Source organism: Arthrobacter sp. NicSoilB11, from assembly GCF_019977375.1.
Classification (GTDB): Bacteria; Actinomycetota; Actinomycetes; order Actinomycetales; family Micrococcaceae; genus Arthrobacter.
Genome location: NZ_AP024657.1, coordinates 3,360,234 through 3,376,624, shown reverse-complemented (window position 1 = coordinate 3,376,624; position 16,391 = coordinate 3,360,234). Strand labels below are relative to the sequence as shown.

Genomic DNA, 16,391 nt, shown 5'->3' with positions numbered 1-16,391 from the left:
AAGCGGGCAGTTACTGAAGACAGATTCATGCTTCTACACGAGAAGGCTCTCGGGTACGGCTGACGTGCTGCGCCCTGCGAAGATGCTGCTGTCCAGGTCCGCAACGGATGACTTGCCCACGAACCCCATGGCCCCCTTGAGCTCGTCCTGGAGGATTCCGAACACCCGGTCCACCGCCGGCTCCCCGCCGGTGGCAAGGGCGTAGGCGAACGGCCGCCCGGCCAGTGCAGCCTTGGCGCCCAGTGCCACTGCCTTGACGATGTCGTGCCCACGCCGGATGCCGCCGTCGAGATAAATCTCCGCCCGGCCGCCGACAGCGTCCGCGATGGAGGGCAGCACATCGATGGTGGCGGGCTGGGAGTCGAACTGCCGGCCGCCGTGGTTGGAGACGAAGATGCCGTCCGCGCCCTCGTGCACGGCCCGGGCCGCGTCCTCGGCGTCCATGATGCCCTTGATCACCAGGTTGCCCTTCCACTCGGACCGGAGCCTGGCGAAGTCCTCCCAGGTGGCGCCCGGGTTCTTGTTGGTTGCCATCCAGTTGTTCATCTCGTCCATGCGCAGCGGGCGGCCGTTGATCTGGTAGTTTCCGTAGGTCATCTTCCGGCCGGTGAGCCAGCGCCACAGCCAGGCTGGGCGGGTGGCGGCATTGAAGTAGTCCGCCACCGGCGGGCGCGGCGGCATGGACAGTCCATGGTGCAGGTCCCGTTCCCGCTTGCTCGATGAACCCACGTCACCCGCCACCACCAGGGTCTCCACCCCCACGGCCCGGGCCCGGTTGATGTAGCTGGCGGTTTCCTCCGGATCCTTCCAGAAAGCGATCTGCGCCCACAGGTTGTTGGGGGCCACCTTGGCAACCTCTTCCAGCGAGCAGCCGGCCCACGCGCTGTGGATGAAGATCGACCCCGCCCTGACGGCGGCCCGGGCAACGGCAGGATCCGAACCAGGGTGGAAGATGGTGAGCATGCCCATCGGTGCCACCATCAGCGGCAGCGCCAGGGAATGGCCCAGCACGGTGGTGGACGTGTTCAGGCCCCGGAGGTCCACCATTGACCGTTGGCGAAGCATCAGGGCATCGAACCGGTCCTCGTTGGCGCGCATGGTGGTCTCGTCCAGCGCGCCGCCCTCCAAGTAGTCCGAGATCATCTTCGGAAGCTGTTTCCGGGAAGCCTTGCGGTAGTCATCGATGCTGACAATCCATTTGTTTCTCAAGGGTCCTGCTCCAATGTGAAGGTCTAAATTACTTTCGCCAAGAATTGTTTGGTGCGTTCATGCCGGGGGTCGCGCAGGACGGTCCGGGGGTCGCCCTGCTCCACGATGCCGCCCCCGTCCATGAAGATCAGGTGGTCGCCCACTTCCCGGGCGAAGCCGATCTCGTGCGTGACCACGATCATGGTCATCCCGCCGTCCGCGAGCTTGCGCATCACGTCCAGCACCTCGCCCACCAGCTCCGGATCCAGGGCCGATGTGGGCTCATCGAACAGCATCAGCCGTGGCTCCATGGCCAATGCCCTGGCGATGGCCACGCGCTGCTGCTGGCCGCCGGACAGGGACGCCGGGTAGGCGTGGACCTTCTCGGAAAGCCCCACCCGCTCCAGGAGGACGCGGGCCCGGTCCTGGACGGCCTTCCGGTTCTCCCTCTTCACCCTGACCGGCGCCTCGCAGATGTTCTCCAGCACCGTCATATGGGGGAAAAGGTTGAAGCTCTGGAAGACCATGCCGATGTTCTCGCGCATCCTCGCCGCCTCAGCGTTGTTTTGCGCGTGCAGCCGGCCTTTCCTGATCTTCACGCCAACCGGCTGTCCGTCCACAAGGATGAACCCGCCGTCGAGCGTTTCCAGCTGGTTGATGCAGCGAAGGAATGTGGACTTGCCGGAGCCGGACGGCCCGATAATGCAGGTCACACTGCCCTTGGGAATGGTGAGGTCGATGCCCTTGAGGACTTCGAGGTCGCCGAAACTCTTGGTGACCCCCTGCGCTTCGATCATCACGTCACTCATGGCCGGGCCTCCTCTGGTGTGGTGCGGGGGTTTGCCGCCTTGGGCTTGCGGGGCCGGCGGGGGCTGCGTCCGGAAGTGATTCCGCCCCGGTTGAAGCGCCGTTCAATGAAGAACTGCCCAAGGCTCAGAACGCTGGTCACCAGCAGGTACCACATGCTGGCGGCGATAAGCAGCGGAATGGTTTTGAAGTTGGCGCTGTAGACCAGCTGCGCTGAATAGAGCAGCTCGGGGAAGGCCAGGACGCTCACCAGGGAGGTGGTCTTCAGCATGGAGATGGTCTGGTTGCCCGTTGGCGGGATGATGATCTTCATCGCCTGCGGCAGGACGATCCGGGAAAGTATCGCGAACCGGCGCATGCCCAGGGCCGTGGCCGCTTCCGTTTGTCCACGGTTGACGCTCAGGAGCCCCGCCCGGACGATCTCGGACATGTAGGCGCCCTCATTCAGGCCCAGCCCCAGGATCGCCGCCATGAAGGGGGTGATCAGCACGTTGGCATCCACCGAGAAGAACTCGGGCCCGAACGGCACGCCCACCGCAATCCGCGGGTAGATGGCGGCGATAAACCCCCAGAAGAGCAGCTGGACGAAGACCGGCACCCCACGGAAGAGCCAGACCAGGAACGCGGCGGTCCCGGCCACGATGGCGTTCGGGGCGAGCCTGGCCAGCGCCAGCAGGACGCCGACGACGATTCCCACAGCCATGGAGATGGCCGTCAGTCCCAGCGTCCGCAGGAGGCCTGTGAACAGCCGCTCCGAGGTGAACCAGCCGAAGACCACGTTCCACTCGAACCGCGGATTGGTGACGAGGGAGTAGCCCACCAGGAAGATCGCGAACAGGACGATTGCCGCCGTCAGCCACAACCCTCCGTGGCGCTGGTGCGGACGGCCCAGGAGAAGCTGGCGGTCCAGCGCGTCACCGGCGGGTGCCTTGGCGTCGGGTTCCGTGGCTGTGTTGGCCATCTGGCTACTGCGCTTTGTTGAAGGCGAAGTCAGAGATTGCACCGGTGCCCACGCCCCACTTGTCGAGGATCTCCTTGTACTTGCCGCTCTTCGCGAGAGACTCCATGCCCAGCTGCACTGCCTTTTCCATGCCCGCCCCCTTCTTGAAGCCGATGCTGACGGGGGAGACGTCCTTTTCGCCGAGCAGTTCGATCTGGCCGCCCTGCTTGATGGCGTAGCCCAGGGTGGGTCCGTCGATGTAGACCGCATCGATGCGTCCGGCCGTCAGTGCAAGATTGGGGGCCTGCATATCGGGGTAGGTCATGGCCTCGATGGCTGGGCTGCCGGCGGCAGTGCAGGCCTGGGAAAGGGCAGGCAGGCGCTTGAGGTCCTGGAATGAACCCTTCAGCACGCCAACACGCTTCCCGCAGAGTGTGTCCAGCGTCAGGTGCTGCGGGTTGCCCGGAGCCACACCAATGCCGCTGCCTGACTGGTAGTAGTCCACGAAATCAAGCACCTTCATGCGTTCTGTCGAGGGAGACATCTGGGAAATGGCCATGTCGAACTTGCCGGCAGCAATACCGGGGATGATGCCGTCGAAGGGGCCACTCTTGACCTCCGTCTTCAGGCCCAGCGTCTGGCCGAGGGCCATGGCAATTTCCGGGTCGATACCTTGAATGGTTGTCCCGTCGGCGGCCATGAAGTGCAGGGGAGGCGAGCTCTGGCTCATGGTGACGGTCAGCGTTCCCCTGTCCCGCGCATCCTTGGGGAGGGCTGCGGCGGCGGCTTCGTCGACTTTGACGGCCCCCGCGGAGCTCGAGCTTTTAGGGGCATCGGACTGGGCTGAGCTGGTCATTTCGGGGTTGGAGCACCCGGAGAGAAGCACGCTCGCCATGGAAACTGCGGCGACGGTCACCAACATCGATCGAAACTGAATCATCTACACGCCTTCGGAAGTGGGGGAGGAGGGGTGGTAGGAGAGCTTCCAACCTTGATGGGCAGCTTGGCTGTGGTACAGATCACTTCGCTGTCCGGTATCATGTACCGTACATCATGCACGATTTTCTGCAAACACCCTTTTCGCCGTGTTTGGTTTGTGACGACGCGCTCGTGGAAGTGGTGTTACGGCTGCATGCGACTGACCGAAAAATTCACATAGGATTCCGAAATGAACGCCGCTTCGCCTGAAGAAGAAGTCTCGATCCCCGGCAGGCCCATGCTGGTCGACCAGGTGTTCGAGGCCATCCTGTCCCTGTTGCTCGACGACAAGATCTCCACCGGATCCCCGTTGAGCATTGACGGATTGGCCAAGCGCTTCAAAGTTTCTTCGACTCCCGTGCGGGAAGCCCTGGCACGCCTGGAAACCACCGGCATGGTCAGGCGGGAAGCCCTGCGCGGCTACAAGGTTGCGCCGGAGCCCACCGCCAGCGACATCGCGGCGCTTCTGACGTCGCGTCAGATCCTCGAGCCCGCATGCACCAGCATCGCCTGCACCAACTCAACACAGGAGCTGGTGGCGGACCTGGAAGGGTTCCACCGCGACCTTGAGGCGTCACGCCATGGCGGCGACACCTTCGCGGGATACCGGGCCTACTGGAAGGCCGACGAAAACTTCCACCGGCGGATCGTGGAGGCAACGGACAACGAGTTCCTGCTCCGGGCCTACGGGTCCATCGAGGGAAGCATCCAGCGCTTCAGGCTGATGGTGCACAACGACATGAGCGGTGACCACACGGTGCAGGAGCACCAGGCCATCATTGATGCCTTCAAGGCCGGGGACTGCGCAGCGGCGACGGCCGCGATGAACAACCACATCGAGGGGATCAGGTCCCGCTCGCTGAGCCTCAAAAAGTTCGGCCAGCAGTAGGTCTCTGCCTGCCCCCTTTTGTACGGTGCGGCTGGCTCCCTGGTGCGTGCCGCCGTCGTACTTCTGCCGCGCCCTAACCCGCCATCCCTGCTGCCGTTTGCTCCGGGTGCATGAATAATACGGAGTGCTGGGAACAGCGGAAGTGCGGCCGCAGGCGTCTGCCTGCGGACGACGGCGGGCGAAGGAACTGGACATGACGAGGTCACACCGGAGCGAACGGCAGGAGCCCGAAACGAGCGTGGAGCTGAACCCGTTGTTCAGCCGGCCGGGGGAGTCCACCCTCTTTCCGCGCTTCACCATCCCGGACGGGGAGTCGCTGCCGGGCACCGCCTACCAGGTGGTCCACGATGAGGTGATGCTGGACGGCAATTCCCGCCTGAACCTGGCCACGTTCGTGGGGACCTGGATGGAACGGGAAGCATCCCAGCTGTACGCGGAAGCGTTCGACAAGAACATGATCGACAAGGACGAGTACCCGCAGACCGCGCTGATCGAAACCCGGTGCTGGCGGATGCTCGCGGACCTGTGGAACTCGCCGGATCCTGCGGCGGCCATCGGCACCTCCACCATCGGCTCCTCCGAAGCCTGCATGCTGGCCGGCCTGGCCTTCAAGCGCCGGTGGCAGCACCGCCGCCGCGCCGAGGGCAAGCCCACGGACGCGCCGAACATCGTCCTCAGCTCCGCCGTGCAGGTGTGCTGGGAGAAGTTCTGCAACTACTGGGAGGTGGAAGCCCGCTACGTTCCCGTGTCCAGGGAACACCCCACCCTGGACGGCCATGACCTGGACCGCTACGTGGATGAGAACACCATCGGCGTCGCCGCCATCATGGGCGTCACCTACACCGGCGCCTACGAACCCGTGGAGCAGATCTCCGCCGCGCTGGACCGCATCCAGGCCGCCACGGGCCTGGACATCCCCATCCATGTGGACGGCGCCTCCGGGGCCATGGTGGCGCCGTTCCTGCAGCCGGAACTGGTGTGGGACTTCCGGCTCCCCAGGGTGGCCTCCATCAACACCTCCGGCCACAAGTACGGGCTGGTGTATCCCGGCCTGGGCTGGATCGTCTGGCGGGACCAACAGTCCCTACCCGACGACCTGGTGTTCCACGTCAGCTACCTGGGCGGGGACATGCCCACCTTCGCCCTGAACTTCTCCCGGCCCGGAGCCCAGGTGCTGCTGCAGTACTACCTGTTCCTCCGCCTGGGCTTCGCCGGCTACAAATCCGTGCAGGCCAGCTCCCGCGACGTCGCCCTGTACCTCTCCCATGAGATCGGGAACATGGACGCCTTCACCCTCTGGAGCGACGGCTCCGATATCCCGGTCTTCGCTTGGCAGCTCACCGACGGCCACACCAGGAACTGGGACCTGCACCACCTGTCCGAACGCCTGCGCATGAACGGCTGGCTGGTCCCGGCCTACGCCCTGCCCGAAGGGCTCAGCGGCATCACGGTGCAGCGGATCGTGGTCCGCAACGGCTTCACCCGGGACCTCGCCTCCAGCTTCCTTGACGACCTCAAGAAGGAAGTGGCCTACCTGGACGCCCTGACGTCGCCCATGCCCACCGACAAGCACAAGGAAGCGTTCCACCACTAGGTATCGCTGTCCGCAGATTGAAGTATCTGGTTACTGGTCCAATTTTCCGGGCAGGCGCATAACCTTCATCCATGCTGAACACCGTGCTTCGGAGCCTTCGACCCAAGCCGAAATGCAGGCTTTGCGGCTCGGACCTGCCTCCAACTCCCACCGCGCTATTTTGCTCCCGTGACTGCTACGACCGCTATCAGGCCATGGATCACACATCCCGCCACTAGCCCGTTGTCGGGAGGAGCGCTCCATGTGCCGGTTGTTCGGGCTGCATGCCGGATACCGGCCCGTCCGCGCCACCTTCTGGCTCCTTGACGCCCCGGACAGCCTGTCCGAGCAGAGCAGGAAGGAGCCCGACGGCGCCGGGATCGGCACGTTCGATCCCGACGGCGGCCCGCGGGTCACCAAACGGCCGCTCGCCGCATGGGAGGACCACGCCTTCGCCCGGGAGGCGAGGGAGCTGCGGAGCACCACCTTCCTGGCCCACGTCCGGTACGCCAGCACCGGCGCGCACACCCTGGTGAACACGCACCCGTTCGAGCAGGACGGCCGGCTGTTCGCCCACAACGGTGCCTTCCACGGACTCGACCGGCTCGACGCGCGGCTGCGTGAGTTCGGCGTGGCGGAACTGGTGCGGGGCCAGACCGACAGTGAGCGGCTCTTCGCCCTCATCACGGCAGAGAGCCGCAGGGCCGGCGGGGATGTGGCCGAGGGCATCTCCCGGGCGGTGGGCTGGGTGGCCGCCGAGCTGCCCGTCCTGGCGTTGAACATCATTGTCACGACGGCCACCGACCTCTGGGCGCTCCGCTACCCGGCAACCCACCCGCTGTACGTGCTGGAACGGGACCCCTTCACCGAACCCGCTCCGGTGGCACCTCTGGACGCCAGAAGCCCCAGGATCCACTCCCGAAGCACCGAACTGGCCGAGTCCCGCTCCGTGCTCTTCGCCACCAAGCGGATGAACCAGAACCCCGGCTGGCGTCCCATGGCGCCGGGGGAGCTGGTGCATGTTGGCCCGGACCTGGCGGTGACGTCCACCTTCCCCTTCCGGGACCAACCGGCCCACCCGCTCACGCTCGCGGACCTGGAACCGTCCGCGGCGGCGTCGCAAATGTCCTGACGGTGTATCTCCGGAAGGCGCGGCTTACGTGGCCGGCGCCGCGGCAGCCTTCTTCGCCAGCGCCTGGGCCATCTTCTGCACCTTGGCACCGTAGCCGCCGTTGATGGCGGTGTCCTTGATCTTGTTCGCCTGGGCATCCAGGTCCGCCGGGGCGGCGTTCTTGAGTGCGGTCAGGTCCGCCTGGAGGTTGGCCGGGAGCTTGGCGAACAGCTTGGGGTGGTTGATGAGCTGGTCGGCCACCTTCTGGAGCCCGGCGCCGGGATTGTCCGAGTTGAACGCGGTGCGCAGCTCCTGGCGCAGGCCGGCAAGGCCGGTGGCTGCCTTCTCCAGCGCTTCGGCACGCTTCTGGATCTCGGCACCGTATCCGCCGGACAGGGCGGTGGTCTTGATCTTGTAGGCATCCTTAACGCGGTCCGCGGGGGCGGCGTCCTTGAGGGCTGTCACGTCCGCCTGGAGGGCAGCGGGGAGCTTGGCGAAAAGCTTGGGGTGGTTGACCAGCGCCGCGGCTGCTTCCGCCGCACGGTCCCCGGCGGCCTGCGGGCTGTCAGCGTTCAGGGTCAGGAAGGCCTTCAGGCCGCCGGCGCCCTTTGCTGCCTTGACGTCGCTGGATGCTGTGGTTGAGGTTGCAGACACGGATGTTGGGCTGGGGGATGCGGACGCGGCACCCACGCCCGCGGCGGCCATGGCACCGGCGGCCAGGACTGCTGCCGCTCCGACGCCGATGCGGGCCCTCATTGACGGAATTGATGGCTTCACCACGGTGTGTTCCTCCAAATTTGCGCGTGGGTCCACCCGACGGGTTGGACCGGCAGGGTTCACTGTAGGACCGCAGGCTGGGGAAATGCTGAATGCCGGTCCTCCACCTTTATCCCTACCTTTATCCGGGACGCGGATTATGCTCGGCCTATGAAGATGCGTGATCCCCGGGCGAAGCCTGTTCCTGCCGGCAAACTGGGTTTTTGGCAGCAGCGGACGTGGCTGTGGATTGTCGCCGCGGGATTCGACGTGTACATCCTTGGTTTCGTCATCGGGTTGCAGCCGTCCGGCCCGCTCTGCGGCAGCCCGTTGCTTCCCAACAGCCGCGCCGCAGAACTGGCTGACCTGGAAGAGGCCGGCAGAGGGGCCGCGGCCACGTGCTACCGGACCATCGACTCCGATTCCGTGCCCGTGTGGAGCCTCATGGCCCTGGGAATCGGCCTGGTTCTGCTGGGAGTGGTGGTCCGGATAGTCCGTATCCGGCTTTTCGCCGGCGCTGCCGACGCCGTGAAGGCCGGCTAGGTGCGGTAGGCACCCAAAGACAGGAAAGCTCCCGGCCTGCGCCGGGAGCTTTCGTGTGTTTGCTGAAGGGATGGATGGTGCCCGCTACTCCGCGAGCTTGGCGACGGAATGCGCCCAGAGGAAGAACTTGTTGGTGCCCAGGTCCTTGACGGTCTTGATGTTCAGCGCCTCTTTGAGCTTCTGCGCGTCGCTTTCGGACAATCCCTTCAGCGCCTCCACGGGCGCCTTCGCCAATTCGTCGATGCCCTTGTCGAGGTACTCCTTGTCGAACTTTGCGTTGATTCCAGCCATAGTGTCCTCCTGGTGCTCGGATGGGTCCTGACTGTGCTCTGGGGCACAGTGGTCATTCAACCACGAACCGAGGCACGCGCCGCCGTAGGCGGCTTCTTGACCGTGGCCAGCAGGAAAACGCCGGCGACGGCGGTGGCCCCGGACAGGAGGAACAGGACGATGGCCAGCGGGGGTGCTGCGTCGGCCTCGCCCAGGATGGTGATGCCGATGGCGACGGCGACGAGGGGATCGATGACGGTCAGGCCGGCCACCACGAGTTCGGGGGTTCCCCTTGTGTGGGCGTTCTGGACCAGGAAGCTGCCGGCCAGGGCGGCGATGAGCAGGCCTGCCAGGCATGTCAGCGACAACCACTCGAAGTCGCCCTGGAACAGACGGGCGATGACGGTCTTGGCCAGGGCCGCGACAAACCCGAAGAGGATCCCGGCACCGGCGGTGAACACCACGGCACCCGACCGGTGGCGCCATAAGGCGAAGGCCACGGCAACACCGGCCAGGACCACGGCGAGCACGATCAGGATGGTGATCAAGTGCCGGTCGCTGACCTCCACGTCCTCCGCGGACAGCGCCGCCACGGCAACGAACACACCCACGCCGCCAACGCATAACGCCACCGCGGTGAGGGCCCGCCGCCCGGGGGACCGGCGGGTCATCCGGGCCGTTGCCAGGGTGGTGACCACCAGGGCGATGGCGCCGATGGGCTGCACCACGATCAGGGGCGAGAACCGCAGGCTGGTGAGCTGGAGGAGGATGGCGGCGCCGAGCATCCCCGTCCCGGCCAGCCACACCGGCCTCCGGACCAGGGCCTGCAGGCGTCCGCCGCCCATGCTGCCCGCCGCGCGCCCGGCTGCAGCCGGCTGGTCTTCCACGGCACGGTGCTGGAACAGCGTTCCCAAGGCAAGCAGGACGGCGCCGGCCGCGGCAATCGGGATGCCCAGCCAGTGGTAGGACGACAGCGCGGACACGGCCGCAGCCTGCTGGATCATGATCAGACCTTACCCAACACGGACGCAGCTACCCACCCAGGCGGCCACCCGCCGTCGGGCCTTTTCCGTCTACAGCTTGCCCGGCTACAGCAGGCTGGGCCGGCTGGCGAGGATGTAGTCCACGGCCGCAGGGCCGGTCATACACAAATCGGGCCACTCGTTCCGGCCGCCGCGGTGCTGCTGCAGGTACCCTTCCTGCCGCACCGCTGCCCACAGCGATGCGGTGGGGCCGGGCTTCCGGGCATTGAGCAGGCACCAGCTCAGGTACAGCCCGTACACCTCGTCGTCGCTGAGGCCCGGCTGCTTCGCGGGGACGGGGACAAGGCATTCGGACAGGAATTGTCGATGATTCGGGGCGCTCATGTTTGGCCCTTCAGCCGGGTGCGGCCGTATGCTCACACATGCTGCATTCGTAGCCGCGGGTGCCCTGGATGGGTCCGCTCCCGGCATTCCTTTCGGCCTGGAAATCGGCCCATACCTCGCCGTGCGCCACGCCGCCCCCAGCTTGCTTATAACTGGGTCTACACCTAAAGTCTACAGTGTAGAGAAATTGTCGACATGGTTTTAGTCAAGGGATCAGAGTTTGCATGGCCGCTACGGCCGCTCACACATATCCCAGGAGAACTACATGTCCCCCCTTCTCCTCCCACCCCACGTTTGATTTTCCCTGCCGGGCACTCACAGCTCCCCGCAAACCCGCCCGGTGCACTGTGCAAGGCTCCGGGTTTGAACCGCTGTAGCCGAACGGCGAACAACTGCACCTTGTTTGAAAAGAGCCACCATGGCGCAATCACAGTTCGACCAGTTCCTCACCGAAGCCACCTGCCCGGACCACGACTCCGGGAGCGGCCTTGACGACGACACCCTGTACGGCCTCTACACCAGCTGGTGCAACCTGTCCCAGCAGGAGCCGCAGGACGAGCACGTCTTCTTTGAGGCGATGAGCCGACGCGTCCGCCCCGACGCCTGCCTGCGCATGACCGGACCGGCGGCCGCCGACTACATCCTGTGCAGCTACCGGGCCGTGGTGTGACAGTCCTCGTCACCCAGGCCTCCAACAGCTACGTGCCCAGGCACACCCTCCAGCCCCACGGAAAACGCCCGTGGTGCTCCCACTGCGACACGGACCTCCACCTGTTCGTTGACTCGCCGCCCGTCCTGAACCCCCGCGCCTCAACAGTTGCTGTGGCCATCCACTGTTCCCAGTGCCGCCATTCCCGGGTCCTGGAGACCACGGCAGAGCACGTGGCGGCGCTTCCCGCGCACACCCCCATTCCGCATGAAACGCAAGGAATTTCACACCCATGATGAACAACACCCATACCCCGCACGGCCCCGCTGCCGCCCGCGAAGCCCGTGCCGCCGTCGAGCATTTTGACCTCACGCCCGCCGGCCTGGCCGACGCGCCTGCCCAGCAGCTGGACCTGGACAGCCTTGTCCACACCGGCAACAGCTAGGAACCGGCGCATGGGCACGCCGCGGACCTTCGACGCCGACACGCAGGTCACCGTCCATAGCGCACCTGCCGCGCTGGCCACTTTAGGGTAGGAACCGCTCGATGGATTTGAACTTGAAAAGGACTGCCGGTGCACGCCGCAACCGACCAACCACCCGCCGCTGAACCCGCGCGCCGCCCGATGCACCTGCCCGGCATGCGGCCCTGCCTTACGCCCCGGATTGTCGCCGCCGGCGGACTGACCTCACACGTGTACTTCCTTGCCGGCCCTGCGGGTTCCCCGCGACCGGTCTTCGTGCTGCTGCACGGCATCGGAATGTCGCACCGCTATTACCGGCGGCTGCAGGCGCTGCTGGCCCGGCACGGGGACACCTACGCCGTGGACCTCCCCGGCTTCGGCGGCACCCCCACCCCGGACCGGCAGCTGTCCGTGGCCCACTACGCCGCACACACGGCTGCGGTGCTGGAAAAGATGGGTGTTTCCCGCGCCGTGGTGGTGGGGCACTCCATGGGCACCCAGTTCGCCACCGAGCTGGCGGTCCAGCGGCCGGACCTGGTGTCCCATGTGGCGCTGCTGGGCCCGGTAGTGGATCCGACCCGCCGGACCGTCCTGGAGCAGTCCCTGGCCCTTGGCCTGGACGGGCTGAAGGAGAGCCCGCTGGGCAATGCCATCGTCTTCACCGACTACATCCGGTCCGGGCTCCGCTGGTACCTGACCGAGCTGCCCGTCATGATGGGCTACGACCTGGACGCGCGGCTGGCCCTGGTGAGCCAGCCGGTCCTTGTGGTCCGAGGTTCACGCGACCCCATCGCCCCGAGGGACTGGTGCGAGAAGCTGGCCGCGACGGTCCCCAACGGCACCTTCCTGGAAATTCCCGGCAAGCCGCACATCGTCCAGCACGGTGGCGCTGCCGGGACCGCGGCGGGGATCCTGGGGCTCGCCCGGAGTTAGTTCCCGGCGCCGGCCGCGGACCGTAGAAGGCCCCCGTCCCGGAAATGAACTGCTCCCCGGAAGTTGGACTGAGAAATTCAGTTCCGACTTCCGGGGAGCAGTTTTATGCATGCACGTAGTTCGTTGTCTGAGGTTCAGCGTGAGGCCGCTGTAGCGTGGTTTGAGAAGGGCATCGCGGATAGTGCGGCGGCGACGTTGCTAGGGGTGTCCCGCCCGCCGATAAGGGTTCTCTATCGGCGGTGGAAGATCCATGGTCGAGGAGCGCTGGTGGCCAAGCCGACGAAACAGGTGTACTCGTTCGAATTCAAGCTCGCGCTGGTTGAACGGTTTATCGCCGGTGAGACTGCCCCGGATCTCGCGGCGGAGGTGGGTTTGTCCTCGCCCACGCTACTGAAGACGTGGGCCCGGGCGTATCGCCGCGAGGGCCCGGACGCATTACGTCCCAAGTCCAAGGGCAGGCCTAAGGCACCTGATGCCCCGCAGCCGGCCGAGGTATCGGAACTGGAGCGGTTACGGCGGGAGAACGAACGGTTGCGGGCGGAAGTGGCTTACCTGGGAAAATTGCGGGCCTTGAGGGCGCAGGAACGACGGTGAAGGTCCAAGCCCTCATCGCTCTCAAGGCTGACTTCCCGCTTCCGGTCCTGCTGCAGGCAGCATCTCTTGCCAGATCGACGTTCTTCTATCATCAGGCACGCATCCAAGGCCCTGATCCGCAGGAGTTCATCAAGGCCGCTGTCAGGGAAATTTTCGAGAAGAACCATGGCCGGTACGGGCACCGGCGGGTCCACACCGAGATGGTCAAGCAAGGGTGGACGGTCGCGAAAAAGACCGTTCTGAAGCTCATGCGGTCCCTGAATCTGGTGTGCAAGGTCCGGCGGAAGAAGCGTTATAACTCCTACCAGGGCGGGCAGGGCCGGGTTGCTCCGAACGTGTTGAACCGGGAGTTCGAGGCTGATGCCCCGAACCGGAAGTGGGTAACGGATGTGACGGAGTTCAGCGTCGGCGACCGTAAGCTCTACCTTTCGCCGGTTATGGATCTTTTCGACCGGCAGATCATCTCCTACTCGATCAGCCCGTCTCCGAATCTGGAGCTCACCAATAATTCGCTGCGCCAGGCCCTTGCCTGCCTTGAGGATAACCAGCAGCCACTCGTGCATTCGGACCAGGGCTTCCAGTACCAGCACGTCTCGTGGCGAAAACTCTTACAGGAAGCCGGCGCGAGCCAGTCGATGTCACGCAAGGGCAACTGCTACGACAACGCCGTGATGGAAAACTTCTTCGGCCACCTTAAGGAAGAGCTCTTCCACCACGTGCGATACCTCAGCACCGACGCCTTGGCAGGGGCACTGCACGAATACATCCGCTGGTACAACACCGAAAGAATCTCGACAAAGCTCAAGGGCCTGAGCCCGGTGCAATACCGGACCCAGACCCTCGCGGCTTAGGCTCTTATTTAGTCAGTCCAACTTCCGGGGAGCAGTTCAGAAACTCCGGAACGGGGGCCTTCTGCGGGTGCGGAGAGGTTCAGCCCGCTGCCGTTGCTGATGCTCCGGGTTCCAGCGTGTACTGCTTGGGCAGCTTCAGCGACCGTTCGGCCATCACGTCACGCAGCACGTTGGGGTAGTCGGTGATGAGCCCGTCCACACCCACGTCCATCAGGGCGCGCATGGTGGGCTTGTCGTCCACCGTCCAGGGGATGACCTGCATTCCCTTGGCGTGGGCCCGGTTCACCATGTCCACGGTGACGTACGGGACGTAGCCGGGATCGGTGACGGTTCCGTTCTGCGGTGTGCCGTGAACCGGCGAGACGGCGTCGAAGCCCAGGGACGCGGCTGCATCGACGAGGTCACCGCCGAAGTCGTCGGCGTCGATGCCGCCCAGCCAGGGTGAGGCGCCGGGCATGCCGGCCTGCAGGAAGTCCTTGTTGGTCAGGGCCACCGTGCGGATACCGGGCTGGCGTTCCTTCACCACGCGCAGGGCGCCCCAGTCGAAGCTCTCGATGGACACCCGCTCGGCCATGTTGGCGGCGTTGATCTCACGCAGGGCCACGTCCACGAACTGTTCACGCGGCGCCGTCTGCTCGGGAGCCCCTGCCTCCACCTTGGTCTCGATGTTGAACTTGACCTGGCTGGCGCGGTACTGCCTGGCCAGGTCGAAGACCTCGGCGAGGGTGGGCATCTTGGCGCCGGGGGAAGCCTGCTGGCCGGGGAACTGCGGCAGGGTCTTTGAGCCGCAATCAAGGCTGCGGACCTGGGCGAACGTGAGGTCCTTGATGTATTTGCCCACGTAGGGGAACTGCGGATCCCCGGGGGTGACGGGTGCGGTGTCCTGGCACTTCTGGCCGCTGATCTTGCGGTCGTGGGTGATGACTTCGCGGCCGTCCTTGGTGATCTGCAGGTCCAGTTCGAGGGTGGACACGCCCGTTTCGATGCCCTTGGCGAAGGACGCCAGCGTGGACTCGACCGTCAGGCCGATCCCGCCGCGGTGGGCCTGGAGGTCAAAGTGGTTTTCGGTGCCGTTGGGGTTGGTGTCCGCTGCGTGGGCCGGGAGGGATGTTCCCATGGCCAGGCCGGTGCACACGGCGGCTGCGGTCAGCAGCTTTGCATACTTCATCAGACAAGTCTCCAAATGTGGGGGAGGGGGGCCCCGGGGCGGGGCCTTCGCCACTGTTCCCACCCACGGCAAATGTCCGGCGACGCCCAGGCAAACTGCACGTGGCCGTCGCGCGAACGGGAAACCCGCTGCTCCAACCGGCTGACCAGCCCAGACGCCTGCCTTTGGAACGTGATCCATGACGCCATCTGGCGTTCACCTACCTGCCAACAGGCATTAATTACCGCTAAGTAACTTGGGGACCTCTTGCTACGACCCATCTTTGAGAGGCTCCCCCAATGAGCACGTCCCCTACCCGAGGCATTCTCACGGCCGCCGCAGCCATCATCCTGGCGGCGTCGGCACTCGGCGGCACCGCCGTCGCCCAGGCAGCAGGCAACAGCAACGCCAAGGCCGGCAACGAATCCGGCGACCATAAGGAAGCCGACACCGCCCTGGCCGAAGCCTTCACCGGCGTGGACCGGGGCACCAAGTGGCAGCAGACCTCCAAGCTGAAGCTGAATTTCCCCACCTACCACACCGAGGGCATGGCCTACAGCGCGGACCACATCTTCCTGTCGGCCGTCCAGATCACCGAGCCAACCACCAAGTTCCCCACTCCGCAGGGAGGATTCGACCGCACCCCGGGCAAGGGCATCGGCCACCTCTTCGTCATGGACAGGGCCGGCAACCTCCAGAAGGACATCATCCTGGGCGAGGGGGACATGTACCACCCCGGCGGCATCGACTTTGACGGCACCAACGTCTGGGTCCCCGTGGCCCAGTACCGGCCCGACAGCAGTGCCATCATCTACCGGGTGGACGCCACCACCCTGGACGTGCACAAGCAGTTCGAAGTGGCAGACCACTTCGGCGGCGTCGTGATGGACAAGAAGACCGGCCACCTTGTGGGCAACACCTGGGGATCGCGCCGGTTCGCGGAATGGGACCTCCAGGGCAAGCAGCTCTCCACCTGGGAAAACCCCAACTACTTCATCGACTACCAGGACTGCCAGTACGTGCCCGACTCCAAAATGCTCTGCGGCGGGATCACCAACCTCCCGCAGACCCCGGCCGCCGGCGGCACCGGTGCCACCTACGAACTGGGCGGCATGGCGATGATCGACCTGAAGTCCCGCAGCGTGAGCCGCGACGTGCCGTTCCAGCAGTGGTCCTCAGCAGGCCACGTGGCCACGCGCAATCCCTTCAAAATGACCGCCGACGGCGGCCACCTCACCATGACGGTGGCCCCGGACAACGGCGAAGAAGCCAATGGCACCGAAATCCTCACCTACGAAGCCACCGTCACCCCCGCCCCGTAGCCCGCAGCAC

Annotated in this window: 20 protein-coding genes; 11 read left to right on the top strand and 9 right to left on the bottom strand. The window is 65.4% G+C overall.

Going from position 1 to position 16,391, the window contains the following annotated elements:
- Positions 1 to 33 precede the first annotated feature (33 nt).
- From LDO14_RS15745 to LDO14_RS15730, 4 genes are read right to left on the bottom strand one after another with little or no spacing between them, the layout of a single operon-like run.
- On the bottom strand, positions 34 to 1,209 hold the full coding sequence (locus LDO14_RS15745; protein ID WP_223992457.1) for an alpha-hydroxy acid oxidase: 1,176 nt from the start codon (positions 1,207 to 1,209) through the stop codon (positions 34 to 36).
- A gap of 23 nt (positions 1,210 to 1,232) precedes the next feature.
- A complete protein-coding gene (locus LDO14_RS15740; protein WP_056392863.1) occupies positions 1,233 to 1,997 on the bottom strand; it encodes an amino acid ABC transporter ATP-binding protein in 765 nt (254 codons plus the stop codon).
- Positions 1,994 to 2,956 (bottom strand): amino acid ABC transporter permease, encoded by a 963-nt coding sequence (locus tag LDO14_RS15735; protein ID WP_223992455.1) that lies wholly within the window; start codon positions 2,954 to 2,956, stop codon positions 1,994 to 1,996. The genes LDO14_RS15740 and LDO14_RS15735 overlap by 4 nt, the downstream gene beginning before the upstream one ends.
- A gap of 4 nt (positions 2,957 to 2,960) precedes the next feature.
- Complete coding sequence (locus LDO14_RS15730; RefSeq protein ID WP_223992453.1) at positions 2,961 to 3,875, bottom strand: ABC transporter substrate-binding protein; 915 nt, start codon at positions 3,873 to 3,875, stop codon at positions 2,961 to 2,963.
- 228 nt (positions 3,876 to 4,103) lie between these two features.
- Between LDO14_RS15730 and LDO14_RS15725 the strand changes: the two genes are divergently transcribed.
- The 3 genes from LDO14_RS15725 (at position 4,104) to LDO14_RS15715 (ending at position 7,507) form a co-directional block, all read left to right on the top strand.
- A complete protein-coding gene (locus LDO14_RS15725; RefSeq protein ID WP_223992451.1) occupies positions 4,104 to 4,802 on the top strand; it encodes a GntR family transcriptional regulator in 699 nt (232 codons plus the stop codon).
- 193 nt (positions 4,803 to 4,995) lie between these two features.
- Positions 4,996 to 6,396 carry a glutamate decarboxylase gene (locus tag LDO14_RS15720; protein ID WP_223992449.1) on the top strand — a complete coding sequence of 467 codons (1,401 nt, stop codon included), beginning with the start codon at positions 4,996 to 4,998 and terminating at the stop codon, positions 6,394 to 6,396.
- 241 nt (positions 6,397 to 6,637) lie between these two features.
- The gene (locus LDO14_RS15715; protein ID WP_223992447.1) at positions 6,638 to 7,507 is read left to right on the top strand and encodes a class II glutamine amidotransferase; all 870 of its coding nucleotides are present in this window, start codon (positions 6,638 to 6,640) and stop codon (positions 7,505 to 7,507) included.
- A 24-nt stretch (positions 7,508 to 7,531) separates the two neighbouring features.
- On the opposite strand, the gene LDO14_RS15710 is transcribed toward LDO14_RS15715, so the two are convergent.
- A complete protein-coding gene (locus LDO14_RS15710) occupies positions 7,532 to 8,242 on the bottom strand; it encodes a hypothetical protein (RefSeq protein WP_223992445.1) in 711 nt (236 codons plus the stop codon).
- A gap of 171 nt (positions 8,243 to 8,413) precedes the next feature.
- On the opposite strand from LDO14_RS15710, the gene LDO14_RS15705 reads away from it, so the two are divergent.
- Complete coding sequence (locus tag LDO14_RS15705; protein WP_144600892.1) at positions 8,414 to 8,785, top strand: hypothetical protein; 372 nt, start codon at positions 8,414 to 8,416, stop codon at positions 8,783 to 8,785.
- An 84-nt stretch (positions 8,786 to 8,869) separates the two neighbouring features.
- Here the strand turns inward: LDO14_RS15705 and LDO14_RS15700 are convergent, their stop codons facing one another.
- The 3 genes from LDO14_RS15700 to LDO14_RS15690 all read right to left on the bottom strand — a co-directional run bounded on the left by LDO14_RS15700 (position 8,870) and on the right by LDO14_RS15690 (position 10,422).
- A complete protein-coding gene (locus LDO14_RS15700) occupies positions 8,870 to 9,076 on the bottom strand; it encodes a hypothetical protein (RefSeq protein WP_018768720.1) in 207 nt (68 codons plus the stop codon).
- Between the two features lie 56 nt (positions 9,077 to 9,132).
- Positions 9,133 to 10,059, bottom strand: coding sequence for a multidrug DMT transporter permease (locus LDO14_RS15695; protein WP_134164007.1), 927 nt, complete (start codon positions 10,057 to 10,059; stop codon positions 9,133 to 9,135).
- A gap of 84 nt (positions 10,060 to 10,143) precedes the next feature.
- Positions 10,144 to 10,422 carry a hypothetical protein gene (locus LDO14_RS15690; protein ID WP_223992443.1) on the bottom strand — a complete coding sequence of 93 codons (279 nt, stop codon included), beginning with the start codon at positions 10,420 to 10,422 and terminating at the stop codon, positions 10,144 to 10,146.
- A gap of 418 nt (positions 10,423 to 10,840) precedes the next feature.
- Between LDO14_RS15690 and LDO14_RS15685 the strand changes: the two genes are divergently transcribed.
- The 6 genes from LDO14_RS15685 (at position 10,841) to LDO14_RS15660 (ending at position 13,912) form a co-directional block, all read left to right on the top strand.
- Positions 10,841 to 11,092, top strand: coding sequence for a hypothetical protein (locus tag LDO14_RS15685; RefSeq protein ID WP_223992441.1), 252 nt, complete (start codon positions 10,841 to 10,843; stop codon positions 11,090 to 11,092).
- A complete protein-coding gene (locus tag LDO14_RS15680) occupies positions 11,089 to 11,367 on the top strand; it encodes a hypothetical protein (protein ID WP_223992439.1) in 279 nt (92 codons plus the stop codon). The genes LDO14_RS15685 and LDO14_RS15680 overlap by 4 nt, the downstream gene beginning before the upstream one ends.
- Entirely contained in the window at positions 11,364 to 11,516 is a 153-nt protein-coding gene (locus LDO14_RS15675) for a hypothetical protein (RefSeq protein ID WP_018768715.1), read from the top strand. The genes LDO14_RS15680 and LDO14_RS15675 overlap by 4 nt, the downstream gene beginning before the upstream one ends.
- Before the next feature lie 129 nt (positions 11,517 to 11,645).
- Positions 11,646 to 12,467 carry an alpha/beta hydrolase gene (locus LDO14_RS15670; RefSeq protein ID WP_223992437.1) on the top strand — a complete coding sequence of 274 codons (822 nt, stop codon included), beginning with the start codon at positions 11,646 to 11,648 and terminating at the stop codon, positions 12,465 to 12,467.
- A gap of 267 nt (positions 12,468 to 12,734) precedes the next feature.
- A complete protein-coding gene (locus tag LDO14_RS15665) occupies positions 12,735 to 13,061 on the top strand; it encodes a transposase (RefSeq protein ID WP_018772270.1) in 327 nt (108 codons plus the stop codon).
- A complete protein-coding gene (locus LDO14_RS15660) occupies positions 13,058 to 13,912 on the top strand; it encodes an IS3 family transposase (RefSeq protein ID WP_018772269.1) in 855 nt (284 codons plus the stop codon). Before LDO14_RS15665 ends, LDO14_RS15660 begins: the two co-directional genes overlap by 4 nt.
- Before the next feature lie 79 nt (positions 13,913 to 13,991).
- Here the strand turns inward: LDO14_RS15660 and LDO14_RS15655 are convergent, their stop codons facing one another.
- Positions 13,992 to 15,080, bottom strand: coding sequence for a glycerophosphodiester phosphodiesterase family protein (locus LDO14_RS15655; RefSeq protein WP_018768713.1), 1,089 nt, complete (start codon positions 15,078 to 15,080; stop codon positions 13,992 to 13,994).
- Between the two features lie 278 nt (positions 15,081 to 15,358).
- On the opposite strand from LDO14_RS15655, the gene LDO14_RS15650 reads away from it, so the two are divergent.
- Positions 15,359 to 16,381, top strand: coding sequence for a DUF6454 family protein (locus tag LDO14_RS15650; RefSeq protein ID WP_018768712.1), 1,023 nt, complete (start codon positions 15,359 to 15,361; stop codon positions 16,379 to 16,381).
- Positions 16,382 to 16,391 lie beyond the last annotated feature (10 nt).

What these genes read in the sequence shown, in the direction of transcription:
- LDO14_RS15740 (WP_056392863.1), bottom strand. Translation starts at nt 1,997, where the DNA reads ATGAGTGACGTGATGATCGAAGCGCAGGGGGTCACCAAGAGTTTCGGC.
- LDO14_RS15735 (WP_223992455.1), bottom strand. Translation starts at nt 2,956, where the DNA reads ATGGCCAACACAGCCACGGAACCCGACGCCAAGGCACCCGCCGGTGAC.
- LDO14_RS15730 (WP_223992453.1), bottom strand. Translation starts at nt 3,875, where the DNA reads ATGATTCAGTTTCGATCGATGTTGGTGACCGTCGCCGCAGTTTCCATG.
- LDO14_RS15725 (WP_223992451.1), top strand. Translation starts at nt 4,104, where the DNA reads ATGAACGCCGCTTCGCCTGAAGAAGAAGTCTCGATCCCCGGCAGGCCC.
- LDO14_RS15720 (WP_223992449.1), top strand. Translation starts at nt 4,996, where the DNA reads ATGACGAGGTCACACCGGAGCGAACGGCAGGAGCCCGAAACGAGCGTG.
- LDO14_RS15715 (WP_223992447.1), top strand. Translation starts at nt 6,638, where the DNA reads ATGTGCCGGTTGTTCGGGCTGCATGCCGGATACCGGCCCGTCCGCGCC.
- LDO14_RS15710 (WP_223992445.1), bottom strand. Translation starts at nt 8,242, where the DNA reads ATGAGGGCCCGCATCGGCGTCGGAGCGGCAGCAGTCCTGGCCGCCGGT.
- LDO14_RS15705 (WP_144600892.1), top strand. Translation starts at nt 8,414, where the DNA reads ATGAAGATGCGTGATCCCCGGGCGAAGCCTGTTCCTGCCGGCAAACTG.
- LDO14_RS15700 (WP_018768720.1), bottom strand. Translation starts at nt 9,076, where the DNA reads ATGGCTGGAATCAACGCAAAGTTCGACAAGGAGTACCTCGACAAGGGC.
- LDO14_RS15695 (WP_134164007.1), bottom strand. Translation starts at nt 10,059, where the DNA reads ATGATCCAGCAGGCTGCGGCCGTGTCCGCGCTGTCGTCCTACCACTGG.
- LDO14_RS15690 (WP_223992443.1), bottom strand. Translation starts at nt 10,422, where the DNA reads ATGAGCGCCCCGAATCATCGACAATTCCTGTCCGAATGCCTTGTCCCC.
- LDO14_RS15685 (WP_223992441.1), top strand. Translation starts at nt 10,841, where the DNA reads ATGGCGCAATCACAGTTCGACCAGTTCCTCACCGAAGCCACCTGCCCG.
- LDO14_RS15675 (WP_018768715.1), top strand. Translation starts at nt 11,364, where the DNA reads ATGATGAACAACACCCATACCCCGCACGGCCCCGCTGCCGCCCGCGAA.
- LDO14_RS15655 (WP_018768713.1), bottom strand. Translation starts at nt 15,080, where the DNA reads ATGAAGTATGCAAAGCTGCTGACCGCAGCCGCCGTGTGCACCGGCCTG.
- LDO14_RS15650 (WP_018768712.1), top strand. Translation starts at nt 15,359, where the DNA reads ATGAGCACGTCCCCTACCCGAGGCATTCTCACGGCCGCCGCAGCCATC.